The organism is Nostoc sp. 'Peltigera membranacea cyanobiont' 232, assembly GCF_002245985.1.
Classification (GTDB): domain Bacteria; phylum Cyanobacteriota; class Cyanobacteriia; order Cyanobacteriales; family Nostocaceae; genus Nostoc.
Genome location: NZ_NOLK01000039.1, coordinates 15,981 through 27,633, shown reverse-complemented (window position 1 = coordinate 27,633; position 11,653 = coordinate 15,981). Strand labels below are relative to the sequence as shown.

At 38.6% G+C, this 11,653-nt stretch carries 11 protein-coding genes; 6 read left to right on the top strand and 5 right to left on the bottom strand.

Features of this window, described 5'->3' with window-relative positions:
• Window positions 1–62: 62 nt before the first annotated feature.
• The 4 genes from CDG79_RS15385 to CDG79_RS15370 are packed head-to-tail and all read left to right on the top strand — an operon-like array spanning window position 63 to window position 2,698.
• Entirely contained in the window at window positions 63–389 is a 327-nt protein-coding gene (locus CDG79_RS15385; protein WP_094330330.1) for a hypothetical protein, read from the top strand.
• Window positions 390–427: 38 nt separating this feature from the next.
• Window positions 428–1,414, top strand: coding sequence for a nucleotide-binding protein (locus CDG79_RS15380; protein WP_094330329.1), 987 nt, complete (start codon window positions 428–430; stop codon window positions 1,412–1,414).
• On the top strand, window positions 1,398–2,105 hold the full coding sequence (locus CDG79_RS15375) for an ATP-binding protein (RefSeq protein ID WP_223269826.1): 708 nt from the start codon (window positions 1,398–1,400) through the stop codon (window positions 2,103–2,105). Before CDG79_RS15380 ends, CDG79_RS15375 begins: the two co-directional genes overlap by 17 nt.
• Entirely contained in the window at window positions 2,105–2,698 is a 594-nt protein-coding gene (locus tag CDG79_RS15370; protein WP_094330328.1) for a DUF6753 family protein, read from the top strand. Before CDG79_RS15375 ends, CDG79_RS15370 begins: the two co-directional genes overlap by 1 nt.
• On the opposite strand, the gene CDG79_RS15365 is transcribed toward CDG79_RS15370, so the two are convergent.
• Window positions 2,699–3,352, bottom strand: a complete 654-nt coding sequence (locus tag CDG79_RS15365) for a response regulator transcription factor (RefSeq protein ID WP_094330327.1) — start codon at window positions 3,350–3,352, stop codon at window positions 2,699–2,701.
• A 256-nt stretch (window positions 3,353–3,608) separates the two neighbouring features.
• Here CDG79_RS15365 and CDG79_RS15360 point away from each other — a divergent pair, with 256 nt between their 5' ends.
• On the top strand, window positions 3,609–4,379 hold the full coding sequence (locus tag CDG79_RS15360; protein ID WP_094342886.1) for a sensor histidine kinase: 771 nt from the start codon (window positions 3,609–3,611) through the stop codon (window positions 4,377–4,379).
• Between the two features lie 159 nt (window positions 4,380–4,538).
• Window positions 4,539–4,781 (top strand): hypothetical protein, encoded by a 243-nt coding sequence (locus tag CDG79_RS15355; protein ID WP_094330325.1) that lies wholly within the window; start codon window positions 4,539–4,541, stop codon window positions 4,779–4,781.
• Here CDG79_RS15355 and CDG79_RS15350 read toward each other — a convergent pair.
• The 4 genes from CDG79_RS15350 to CDG79_RS15335 form a co-directional block, all read right to left on the bottom strand.
• The gene (locus CDG79_RS15350; protein WP_094330324.1) at window positions 4,778–5,554 is read right to left on the bottom strand and encodes a hypothetical protein; all 777 of its coding nucleotides are present in this window, start codon (window positions 5,552–5,554) and stop codon (window positions 4,778–4,780) included. The genes CDG79_RS15355 and CDG79_RS15350 overlap by 4 nt on opposite strands.
• 243 nt (window positions 5,555–5,797) lie before the next feature.
• Entirely contained in the window at window positions 5,798–9,283 is a 3,486-nt protein-coding gene (locus tag CDG79_RS15345; protein WP_094330323.1) for a DUF3854 domain-containing protein, read from the bottom strand.
• Window positions 9,284–9,329: 46 nt separating this feature from the next.
• On the bottom strand, window positions 9,330–9,812 hold the full coding sequence (locus CDG79_RS15340) for a relaxase/mobilization nuclease domain-containing protein (RefSeq protein WP_223278161.1): 483 nt from the start codon (window positions 9,810–9,812) through the stop codon (window positions 9,330–9,332).
• A gap of 10 nt (window positions 9,813–9,822) precedes the next feature.
• Window positions 9,823–11,598 (bottom strand): type IV secretory system conjugative DNA transfer family protein, encoded by a 1,776-nt coding sequence (locus CDG79_RS15335; protein ID WP_094342884.1) that lies wholly within the window; start codon window positions 11,596–11,598, stop codon window positions 9,823–9,825.
• Window positions 11,599–11,653: the final 55 nt, after the last annotated feature.

Here is an 11,653-nt window from a genome sequence, read left to right as displayed (position 1 = left end):
AGTACTGAAAAAAACAGTACCTAAATAGCTTCGTGTGTTGAATCAAATATGGCAATCTATTTATGGGAAGAGTATGGACATATTGGGAATTTGATCACCCTTTGGGTAGTACGGTGCGAGTAATATCAACCCCATTAGGGCTAGAGATATTTGCTGAAGATGTATTTCAGATTATTGCACCAGAATTAAATAATGAAAAAATAGTGCCTCTGCATATCCAAAGTCGAGAACGTCATGTGATTATTGGGGAGCAAATAACAATAGTAAAAACTTTAAATTCGGGAGCTATTTATAATTTAAAATGCATGGTTAAAAAACAAATGATTAATAATTTTACGCAATGGATAAGGAGTAATGTCTTACCGATATTTCAAAAAGATGTTTTTTAGAAAATTGAGAACAAATCTGAATTATGAGGAAAAGAAAAATGACACAAACTATCAATAACAATCAAAATGGAAATATTAATAGCAAAGCTGATATCTCGGCAATTGAAGCAGCAGAAGAAATAAAGCTAAATGATTTAGCACCAGAGCAGCAGTTAGAGTTAGAGAAACTAAAGTTAGACCTGGATATGGCCTCAGATGCAGATAAAGAGGCAGATGAAGTAACTAAAACTCCCCCAAGAAGATTAGTAATAGTAGACGGGGGGAAAGGTGGAGTTGGTAAATCGATGTGGACGAGAGGGTTTTTACAAACTTGTATAGATGAGAAAAGGAGAATTGTGGCAGTAGATGCAGATAATTCTAATCCAGATTTGTTGAGATATTATGGTGAGAATGGTGAGCATTGTCAAATACAGCAGTTAAATATTTTTAAAGATGGAAGTATAGATAGATTTTTTGATCAGATAAAGAGAATGATGGAGCCAGAGCCAGATACATATAATCAACTGCCACCACCAGAATCGCTGTTTTTATTAGAATTGCCACCGCAATCAAGACAAATATTTAAAAGATTTATAGAACAAGAGTTCTTGGAAACAGCCGCCAATGATTATGACATTAGAGTAACAATGGTCGTGGTAATTAGTCGAGTATCAGATTCGGTAAAGCAATTAATAGATTTATACAGCTTTTGCGGAAATAAAGTAGATTACATAGTCGTTAGAAATTTATTTTATGGTGAGGAGTCAGAATTTTCTAGATATAGCAACTCATCAATAGTTCAAGAGATAAAGCAAGAGCTATTAAAAGCAGGAATCCCTTTATTTGATATTACAATGCCGAATTTGCTTGAATATGCCTATGATTATTTAGATGAAAAGTCACTAAGTTTTTCTGAAGGAATAAAGCAAAAAGAACTACCAGGAGTGAAAATGCGGGTGAAGAGTTGGCTAAAAACTTTTAAACAGCAAATTTGTCCAGTTAAGCATCTCTTAGGGCTGGAGAGTATAAATGTTGAAATCTTCTAAAAGAATGGTAATGACTGTAGGTGACTCTCGTGTAGGCAAGTCTACAGTTATGAAACTGTTGCTGGAAATTTATCAAATTCAAGGTAAAAGATTGAAAGTTTATGACCATGATAATCGTGATAGACTTTTGGCTTACAAAGATTTAGTGTGTATTGAAAAGATAGATTTTTTCAATAAACAAACGGACAGGATGTTTATTGATCTGGTAGCTGCTGATATAGATATCATTTTAGTGGATATGCCGGGGCAGCACATAGACAAAATTTGTCAGTATATTGTTGAGTCTGAACTATTAGAAGCTTTAGCTGAATATGGATGGAAGCTAACGTTCCTGCAACCGATATCACATAGAACGGACTGCATAGACTACTTAACTCAAATCATCCAAACTGCTACTAACAATGCCAACTATGTGATAGTGAAGAATTATCATTTTGCGCCAGAGTTTAGGGAATATGACGAAAAAATGCAGAAAACTCTGTTAACAATAGGAGGAACAGAAATAAATTTGATGGCTTTACATCGAAATCACTATCAAGCGATGGAGAAAGCTGTCAAGCCATATTCACAAGTTTGCCAGGATATATCGATAATTTTATTTTGGAGAAGCTTCATTTTTCAGTGGATTAAAAATTTCCGCAATTCAGTGATAAATAACAAATTGGCTATTAAATATTTAGGACTTGATTGATGACATCACAAGATATATTACAAGGTTATTCTCCATCAGAACAAAGGCGCATAGTTGAAGGGGCGTACCAATTAGGAATCACACCAGATGACCCAACATTTAGGATGATGGCAACGCTGGGTCGATATGAAGAAACGATGATAGACCTCCAGGCAAGAATGGAGGCAATGATAGAAGCATGGGCAGCATTAATAGACCAAAAACTGGAGAAGACAAGTAAATCCGCCGAGTCAATGCATTATACAGTTGTCTCTAGTGCCGTGCGTGATGAGATGAAAAAAAATAAGCCCATCAGCACAGGCATGAAAGTGCAGTCCGGCTGGGGATTGGGAACAGTATCTCTAGTGTGTGGATTAGTAGCGGCTGGCAGTACCTTGTTGGGTTCGCTGACAACGTGGAATCTGGTGCAGAATGTAGGAACGAATCAGTCAGTAGTAGTCTCACGTAACGAGATAAAGATTCTCCAATGGGCAAAATCCCAGGAGGGTAAACAGATGTACCAAATTATCTTAAAAAATCAAGCAGCAATTGAAGCTTGTCAAACACAGCAGAGTAAAACCCAAGGCTATTGTTTAATTCAAGTAGGTAAGTAGCTAACCTACCTGAAGGTAATCTTGTTCGATGTACCCAAGTTTACTAGCTTCAATCAAAGCATTGACGCGATCGCTGACATCCAACTTCGCAAAAATCTTGTTAATATGCCCTTTTACAGTACTTTCAGTAATGAATAACTGCTCGGCAATCAGCTTATTAGAAAAACCAGCTGCCATCAAAGAAACAATTTGGATTTCAGTATTAGTGAGATTATCTTGATAAGTCTTACCCTTGATTTTCTGTTGGTAACAAAAATTACGTCGGCTAATATCAGGGTCAAAAAAAGACTTGCTATCGTAGAATGTGGTTTTAATGGCTTCTAAAATCAGAGGAACATTATTCTTTTTGAGAATGTAAGAATCAGCGCCGACATTTAAAGCTGATTGAACAGTGCCTTGAGAAGAATGAGAAGAAAGAACAACAATTTTAGTCTTGCTATTGAGTTTGACCTCTTTAATCACTTCTAGCCCAGATATGTCCGGTAAACCAATATCCACCAAAATCACATCGGGATTTAATTCCTTAACTAAATTAATACCTTCAATACCAGTACGCGCAACGCCGACCATTTCCATATCTGGTTGTTGATTGATAGCAGTAGTGATCCCCAACCTAATGAGTTCTTCATCCTCAATGAGCGTTAATCGAATCATAGATCACTTCGATTATAAGATGACTCAATATTTATAACATAGTTATTGGTGTTAAGCCTTTTACTTTTTGTATCTGTCATATAAAATATAAGTAATCAAAAATCTTTCCAGATAAATGAAAGAAACTTTAGTACTAAAGTTTGATTGGATAATTTTTTTTTATAACTAAAACAAAAGTATTCTCAAATCTTGTAGACATAATTAGCACTTATTCATAAAAGTAGCCAAAATACCATCTGTCGTTGGAAACATAGTTATGCAACAGGAAGTTTTAAGCATATTAGGTTTGTTACACGATGTTTCAAACAACTATCAAGGAGCATCGTTAGTTTTGAATCAAATAATTGATGGTGCTTATGGACAGTCTTTAGAAGAGATCAAACCGTTGCTGATCGCTTTACAACAAACGAATGAGCGAGGGGTGAGTTTGATTCAATCTGAAAAAAATGCTTTTTTTGAACTAAATCCAGCGACAATGGAGCAGTTTGATATGTTAAGTTTTTTACAAACAACTTATTCTCGATTCAAACCAATAGCGCAGTATCATTCCTTGAATCTCCACTATGAAACACAACTAACATACAAGCATGGAACGCAAGTACGGGGTGATAGCATAAGTATTGACCGAATGCTGTGTAATCTGGTGACAAATGCTATTAAGTACACTCTTACCGGAGATATCTTTTTAAGGCTGCTCAATCAAGAAGATGATTTAATTATTGAGATTGAAGATACCGGCTGTGGGATTGCCGCAGAACAAATTTCCAATATATTTATCCCATTATGGCGAGCGCCAAATAGCAATTTATTACATCAATCAGGGATGGGACTAGGACTGTACATCGCCTTATGTGTGGCTCATACTCATGGTTTGAGGATAAGCGTAAACTCGGTAGTTAGACAAGGAACCAAATTCACCATAATATTTCCTTACAAAGATAACGGGGTTTATGGGGTTGATGGTAGGATGTTGCCATTCGTCACCAAAACAAGTCGGAAGTCGGAGTTCGGAAGTCGGAAGTTTTGAGTTTAAAAAGGTTTGAAGCTCCTAATTTTAATCATGGAGAAAGATCAGAATTATGGTGAGACAAGAAGAAGTATGAAGTGTGAGATCGAAAGTCGGAAGTTTTGAGTTTAATTTCTGACTTCCGACTTCTGACTTCCGACTTCTAAAAGAGGTTACAAGATGCGTTACCTATATGATGTGAAACTTTGGGACAGGATTGAAACAGGAGTGGAATTTCTAATTTTTGTGGCTTTGATGATAGCGGCAATCATCAAACTGGGGCACAACGATTTTCTACAAGCATTGTTTTACATAGTATTAGCTGTCATCATCTCGCCCTGGTCACAATTCGAGCGGGTGACTAAGCGATATGTTTTAGTAAGTGCGTACATTCTTGGGTTGTTTGTCGGATATTTTACTTAATCTAACTCTGGTCCGTCAGGAGAACGCTCGTTTTGCTGTTGCTGTGGCGGTGGCTGTTGTTGTTGCACTCTTATATCAAAGTTGATCAGCTTTTGTGTTTCTTGTGGTGAAAGGTGATTGTGTATGACCTTGTATTCTTCCTCTTCTTCTACTTTATAAGCACTAAAAGCCGATTGATTATCACTTTTGCGCCAAACAGTCAGACGCTGCATACCTTCTCTCATCAACAAATTTAATTGATAAGCCATACCTTCATAGACCCGACCGCCAATAGTATCTTGTCCCTTTGTAACGATAATATTCATTAGTGCAGGAATAAGAGACTTTTTAACAACCTCATCATTTTCACTCTCAACCGATTTTGACTGTTGGCTGTCAACAAAAGGCAGTTTGCGCCCTTTAGTTTCTAATATCTGCTGCAAGAATGTCTTTTTCTTTTCATTGATCAAATCTTCAACTCTTGTTGAATTATCTATATCAGGTGTTTCCTCGGATTTATTTAAACCAAATTTTTGAGCGTACTCTTGGTAGTATTTTTCCTTAAGGGATTGCCTGTAATCTTCAGTAGTTTGAGCATTTCGGGACAGGTCTAGAGTATTTCTTACCTCACCAATAAGATTTTCGCGCTGTGTGGGGTCTAGTGCGGGGGTTATTGACGGTGAGGGTGAGTATTTCTCCATCATCAGTGCCAGTCTGTACGCCATTTGGTTGTCAGAAAAGCCACTGTTGCAGTTGATGATAGTGATGGTTTCGGCTACTGAGCTAGATTGCATAGGTATTACCAAAGAAGAATTCAGGAGTCAGGAGCCAGAATTCAATTCTGAATTCTGAATCGATTTAGTAGATAGTGCCGGCGGCAAGCGAGTGCGTGTACCCCTACGGGGATCTTGCTACGCTTTTAGCGTCTCTTAGATAGCGTCTGAATCATGGTCTAAAGCCCCCGACAAACTCTTGGAGACTCTGCGCGAACAGACATGGAGTATTCTGACTCCTGACTCCTGAATTCTGACTCCTTTTCATAATTCTAATTCCTGTGAATTAGTAGTAGGTTGTGGTGGAGTGTGAGATTTTTGAGAATGTACTTCAACCTTGGGCGTATAGGTATTGTTAATAACCTGGCTACGAGTATTGAGCAAATCCTGAATCACATCACTCAAAGGAGGAAGTGAGATATTCGTTTGCCCAATGTTCTGCTGCTCGAATTGACTTTGAAGAAGAATTTTTTGGTAAAGTTCACGTTGCTCCCCAATAGTCAGCTTGCCAGTAGTGACAAGTTTTTCCCGTAAAGGGTTGTTGTACTGATTGGCAACACTAGACCAAGTTTTATTAGTTTCTAAATCGTGCCAATGAGAGGCGATGTCAGGATGGAGAGACACGGGTGTATCACGCTTTGGGTCAGAATCAAACTGTGGTTGTGCTTCTTTTTGAACGTGCGATCGCAAATCATTAACAATGTGGGCTAATGGTGGAAGCACAATATCAGTACGCCGAAAGTGATTGATTTCACTCCAGGCAAGATTTTGAATCTGCTGGTAGAGTTCACGCTGTTCACCAACAGTTAATTTTCCAGTTTGCTGAATTTTAGATTGAAATTCTAAATGTCCTTGCGCTACAGTCTCATGACTTGAACCATCTTTTTCTAACTGCTCCCAATATTGTTTTAAAACTGGATGTAGTGGTAGCACAGCGTTATCTAAGTTAGAAGAAAAATTGGGTCGTTTTGTTGGTTGTGATGGTGTTGTGCTATTAGGTGTAGTTGAGTGTGATACAGCGTTCTGTTGTTTTGGAGAATTAGAGCTTACTCCTTGTGGGTTTGATTGTGTCTTGCGATCTGGTGCGTTGGGCGTAGATTGAGTAGATTGGTGTGACTGATCATCGTTTAAATTACGGTTAATTTCGGGGTGAACGGGCAAGTCGATGTCACGGGTGTCTGTCGGGTTGCCAAATAATGCTTTGTAATTAATATGCAGTTTTTGAGCCAACAGTCTTAACTTCTCCAAATCAGCTTCAGTGATAGCCATCGCTTGGACTTGATGAGTCATACCAGTGTCAGTTTTCTCAAACTGAAAGCGAACAGCTTCCCGATTTGTACCATTGTGTTCAGTTTTGAGTAATTGCAGAGTAGATGTATTGTCACTAGTTTGCCGAAAAATAATCCGGTAATTGCCCAAGGTTAAGTCGTCTTTCTCGAAGCTAGTAATACTTTGTGTGAGTATTTTTAATACCTCGTTTTCTTTGAAACTTTCTAAAATATTGTGTGTGCCTTTAGGAGAGACTGAACCAACGACAGAAGCTATTTTGCGAGGGTCTTCATCAACAGAGGGCAATTCTTTACCAGCTTTCAGGTAGTCAGCCACTAACAAAAACTCCTGCCTTTCAATAGGCAGAATGTTAATTTGTTTTTCTCCCCAAATTTTTGGCTCAGACTCTATTTCTGTGTAAGAAAGTTTAATCTTGCCTACGTGTCCCCATTTATCAGCTTGAAAAGTCATTAACTCTATATCATCATGACGACGATAGATACTGTATTTATCAGCACCATGATTCTTGATTACAAAAGCATCAGCATGGTAGATTTTGCCACTAGTCTGCTGTTGTTCATCTTTAGCCTCAACACCATACTTTTTTAACAAAGTATAAGCAGCAAAAGCTATTTGTTTATTCTCGCTAGCTTCTAGGCGCTTTCTAAAAAAATTAGGCTCATAAACTGTAACATTTTCTTTTTTAGCCCAAGAAGAACTAGTTACAGGAGTTTCAGTTGGTTGGGCTAGCTCCGGGGCAACATCTATATGGATAATGTCTGAATCAATAACTTTTATATCTATAATCTGTGAACCAGGGTCAATAGGTGATTTAGCACGACTTTTTTTAAATACACCAATGTTTGCTTCTAATTCGGGATCATCTATCATAGTAGAGTCTCCTTTTTGTTGATCAATTTTTTTGACTGTGCCATCCTTGAGCTTGATAGTAAAACGTAAATTATCAAGTTGATTTTGATGCCACTCCTCTAGAGATATAGCCCCGGCAGATAACTTTTCAAAAGCTTCTTTTCCTTGTGAAACTATAAAATCATCTACACCTTTATCCGGCCCTGGCAGCGTTACTACTTTCACGACAGCACCAAATTCTTGTAATAAGCTTCCTGTTTTCCAAATATCTCTTTGGATATTGAGCTTAGTTTCAGGCTTCGTTTCATAATCAAAGCAGATTTTGAAAACTCTACCAGAAGTTGCGAAAACAGCTAACTCATCAGCCAGATAGGAATCACCAATTTTCTTGCCCCACTCGTTTTTCGGTGAGCGATAGCCGGAGGAAATTCCCGGTAGCCCGATGGCTGCGTGACCTTGGCTTAACAGACTAGCCGCCTTCTTCGCCCCCTCTGTAATGACGAGTGGAATATTGTGTTTATACACACAATACCAAAAACCACTCAAGCGATCGCTATCGCTGGGGTTTACTCCAGCTTTTGAGTAAATATTTTGGGCAATCATGCCTGGGACATCTAGCAAGAAAATACTCAAATCAACTGATGGTGGATGCTCATATTTAATGAACTTGCCTTCAACCGCAACAGTGAACCCATCTTTTTTCACGGTTTTGGGTCTGGGGCGGTTTGGCTTATAACATCCCCATTCTTTAATTTGAGGTTGCTCACCAGGGGTAAGATTAGCAAATGTGCGCGGGTCTACCCCTGAATTACACCACCAGCCACCTGCATCTAGGTGAGAATAGAGTTCTAAAAGCCTAATAGAGAGGCTACCTGTATTTGTACGTGAGAGTTTGTCGCTGATCATCAGCCGTTCCCAAGCTTCATGTTCGCCACCGACATAGCTAAAATGAAGACTAGAGAAGTTGAGATGTGCAATTTCTGGTGCGATCGCGCTGCCTACTACGAGTTCGTGCCAATGTTGCGGATCAATATGTTCTGGGTGAGGCGGGATATCTTGAGTATTTTGTCGCTCAAGTTTTTTACTACTTATGCCATTGTTGGCGCTTTCAACTGTAAAAAAAACATTTCTATGGATGGAAGCATTTAAACCTAGATTATCTTGGTCTTGAATAGGTAGATATTCCTGGGTGTTTTGCCACATCTGTATAGTTAAAAACTCAACAGATGTGGCAGAAGGCGGAAGAATTAAGGGGGAATTGGGGTTAGGTAAAACTGGAGGTAAATCAGGCTCAGGAGGAAAATTCGACGGTGTTATATCATTACTGCCGGGAAGAAGTTTAGGCAATAAATATGCCATTATCTCTTCTACTTGTTCTATTTCCTCATCTGTTACACCTTCAAAGTTACAGGAAGACCATTTCCAGCCACCATCCTCATCAGGAGTAAGAAAATAAGTTTCTTCCCCTATTTCAATTCGACATTTTAAATCAATAGCTGATTCTATTGATTTGTAAATAAACTCTCCTAAAGGATAAATAAAAGCTCTAATAAAATGCTGACTAGCTCTAGCGTAGGCAGAAGTAAGTTGCAAATGTCGTTCATCAAACATATTTTTGTTAGTTATTTATATACTGTGCATTGTGATGTACTCTTACTTATGGACAACAGTTGCAGCGTTTATGTAAATATTTATTATTAGCAGGGTTTTCTAATATCTGAGAACAAGATTGACGTAAAACCTCATATTGTTGCCAGTTAGCCCCCAAGTATTTGATATCAATGAGCTTACCTTGGGGAGTAACCCGATTAAAAATAATATGAATGTAAACGTTACTTGGATTAATATCAAAAAAACAAATGTATTGCAAATCATACCAGCCAATACCATGAATATATTGATTAACAATTTGAATACATAATTGTTGACTTAGGTGAATATAAATATTTTTCAAACTGATGACAATATAGATTCCCAAACTCTTAAGTCTTGGTCTAGTCCCAGACAAGGTATTAAAATTCTCAATGATTTGAGTTGGAGGAATATTAATGTCAATGAAACTACCATTAGCGAGAATATACTGTTGAGATAAAGTTTTAATTAAGTCAAAATTATCAATCTTCAATTCTTCAATAGTCATTTTCATAATATTAAAACCCGATATCAGAAGGAACTTGGTCTTGATTAACCATGCTGCCAACGTTTTTTGATGTCAGACCGGGATTATTAGAAACAGCTTGAGGATTTTGGGGAATGGGAAAGCGTAACTCAACTTGCTTAACTCGCAAAGCTAAATCTTGCTCAGAGGGAAATTTCTGCGTACTTCTCCTAGCTAGTAAACTAACAATTCTCGCCCATTTTAGTTGATTGTATTTCTCAATATTTTTGAGAGTCTGAGAAATTTTAATAGTTTTCAACAGTGGAACTGAACCTTCCTTTTTATTAGCATAAGTAGGGTTAATGAAAACGCATTTACCAGCAATTAACTTCAGAAATTGAGCCGGTTCAAAAAGCTTTCTCGTTTTCTCTTGGTCGCTGATGCTCGTGCTATTATTTTTACTACCAGTAGAACGGCTTTTTTGCTTGTACTTAATCTCTTCATCACCTAAGAAGTTGGAGAATAATTGCGCTGACTCGTTCTCACCAGGATTAAAGATGAATTTAGTGCTGCAAGCGCCAAGGATAGCTTTAGCAATATCCTTACCGTAATTTTTCTCAAGCTGCCCCATATTTTGGAAGCCGATAATACCGCAGAAGCCCTCAGAGCGAGATTCGTTGAGCCATCTATACAGGTCAGGTAAATAAATCGAGGGTAATTCATCCAGTGCAACGATCAGTGGATCTTTCCGTTTAGAAGCAATATTTCGGGCGATGGTCATGTGTAAAATGCTGGTCATGAGAGGCCCTACTGCATCGCGGCGTTCTCTGTCCAACCCAAAGATAATCATCTGCTTACCTTTAATTTCCAAAGGTAAAGTTGTCTTACCGATGAAACAGCCCAAGGTGTTTTTCGCCATAAAGCGAGTAAACATAATACTGGCAGTTGCAACAATCCCGGCAACGGTTTTTTCACTAGCTGCGGAACTGAACAGTTGCCCAAAGGCAATTTTTACCCAAGGATTGAGAGAAGCAGCCATCAGGCGCTTGACCATTTGCTCACTAGAGAGTATCGCAGCACAAGTCATGACATCGGCGTAATCGCCAAATTCTTTAGCTAACATCAGAATTGCCTGAGTCAGCTGATCCCCCGAAGGGCCAAAGAACCCATCTTCAGTTGAATTGCCCAGAAGCCGGAAATTCTTATTGATGACGGTTGAAATTTGTCGGGACGATTCGGCATCACTACTATCCCGGAGAAAATCTAAAGGATTGCAGACTTCAGATTCAGGGAATCCCGGTGCAAAAATGTGAACATCATAGCCCTTGTATTTGGCGTAGGCAGCAACTTTCGCTTGAGAAGGGTATTTAAAGTCATAAACTATACATGGAAATTCCTGATCGATAGCCGAGTAAATCATCGGGTTGATCGCGCTGAATGTTTTACCACTACCGGGAGCGCCGATGACTGCCGTACCCCGTTGCACATCAGGAATATAAAAAGTAGTGCCACCACCTTTTCTTTGATGCTTACCAATGTAAAGTGCCGCACTCTCACATTGGGGATTGGCAATTTGCAAGATGGCTTTTTTCTGAGCAGTAGCAGTTTCTTTAGCTCCACCCCAATAAGAGGTAGCAATTTTCTTCTTGTTACCATCGCCAAAAAATACCCTCATCAAAATATAAGCACCAAGTAAAGACAAAACTGTTAGTCCATTGGGGGTGAAAAGAGAGTGAGTATACTTGCCAATTGCGTCATTATGATTTTGTAATTGCTCAAATCGAAATCCTTGAGGATTAGCGTTATTTATTTTGAAAGATTTGCTCATTTTAAGGTAGAGAATTGGGTTGACCAAGCCCCGAAGGGGCAGGGTGTAGGGTGTG